Annotated in this window: 2 protein-coding genes; both read right to left on the reverse strand. The window is 50.0% G+C overall.

Annotation, left to right across the window (positions count from 1 at the left end):
• Positions 1-10: 10 nt before the first annotated feature.
• Positions 11-178, reverse strand: a complete 168-nt coding sequence (locus ACH65_RS20620; protein WP_153242657.1) for a hypothetical protein — start codon at positions 176-178, stop codon at positions 11-13.
• A 479-nt stretch (positions 179-657) separates the two neighbouring features.
• Positions 658-1428, reverse strand: a complete 771-nt coding sequence (locus tag ACH65_RS19260; protein WP_082190398.1) for an RHS repeat-associated core domain-containing protein — start codon at positions 1426-1428, stop codon at positions 658-660.
• Positions 1429-1441 lie beyond the last annotated feature (13 nt).

A 1441-nucleotide genomic window follows, 5' to 3' on the forward strand; every position in this document is an offset into this window, starting at 1 on the left:
AGGTTCGACGCTAATCAGGTGAACTGTTGCCCGTATCGCGCCACTTCAACCTCTCGTCATCGCCCCCGTTTTCGGTTCCTATCGGGGCGATAACTATTCTGACGTAGGGGGCCGGCAGGCCGGCTTCTGCCTCACGCAGGGAGCCGATGATCTGTTCTTCGGAAAAGCGCTTCTTCACGTCCAATCTCCTTGGGATGGGGGATTGGACTCCAAACCGCTGTGCTACTCAAAAGTGGGGGGACGTCGGTCGTGGAATCCTAGCAACCCAACAAAAGACAAGTGCCACAGCGAGACTCAGCGCCATGCCAATAATTGCCCCAAGAAGCAATGCCAGAGCATCAAGTCGACCAACCTTGATAATCAACTGGAAGGCCCATGCACTCAAGACACCAATAATAAGAGACCCAAAGCACACATTATATCTTGATAGGCGAGATATCGAGCGAAGCCAATAAATATATGGCACCCCAAAACACCATGTGGCCAGGTAACTAATCGGTAAGGTAATGATGGCAACTAACCCCAGCCCTTGAGCCCAGTCATGCATTCCTGCACCCCACCCATCCTTAGATATAGCCATGACCATAATGGCGAAGAAAAATATTAGCGGAGCCACCAAAGGCGCTATCAGGCCACCCATCCATATGGAACGCATAGTCAGTGAGCCTCGTCTATATTTTTTTTGTTCTGATCGACCCATACATCATTTATAAAATATTCCGACGCGCGCCCCAAATTTTGCTTGGCGGCAATGCCTTCACCATAAGACACGGCGACGCCTTGAGCCACGCCACGAAGTACGTAGCCCGAGGACAAAGTATGTGAGTCTTGAGTCACATTAACAGTCCAAGTAGCTCCCTTGGAGTCCTTGAATGTATAGCTCTTAACCTGGTCATCGCCAGCACCCACCATAGCTCCAAGCCCAGCAAGAACCGAACGAAACCCAGAAGATGGTGCCGCATCATTTGTTGTTCCTTGAGGCGTTGCTGGACGATCGTGGTCGTTCGGCGTTGGATCTTGCGCTATTGCCTTTGCAACGCTTTCTCCTGACTTACTTCCTATAGGCGTATCATAGATATATTCATGATGGCTCTTGGAGGAGGCATTCATCACCGCAGGCCAATTCTGAGGCGCTGGAAGAGGTGGAATGCTTGGCAACCATGTTAGGGCGACGCCGTTGAGGGTTGGCGTGCACGTTATCATTCCATTTGATTTTGTGCAGTCCTTACCACTTGGGTCAATATTTCCTATAGGGTTGTTATTAGCGTATCCGTACCGTGTAAAATTGAAAAAATTTCCTACTGAAGGATCGATCAGATCCCCGCTTAAAAATCGACCGACCTCAGGATCGTAATAACGGGCCTGCATGTAGATAAGTCCGGTATCCGCGTCGTTTACATGCCCAGTATAGCCAGGACCGTTGGCAATGCTCTCAACTTAA

The organism is Frateuria defendens (assembly GCF_001182895.1).
Taxonomy (GTDB): domain Bacteria; phylum Pseudomonadota; class Gammaproteobacteria; order Xanthomonadales; family Rhodanobacteraceae; genus Frateuria_B; species Frateuria_B defendens.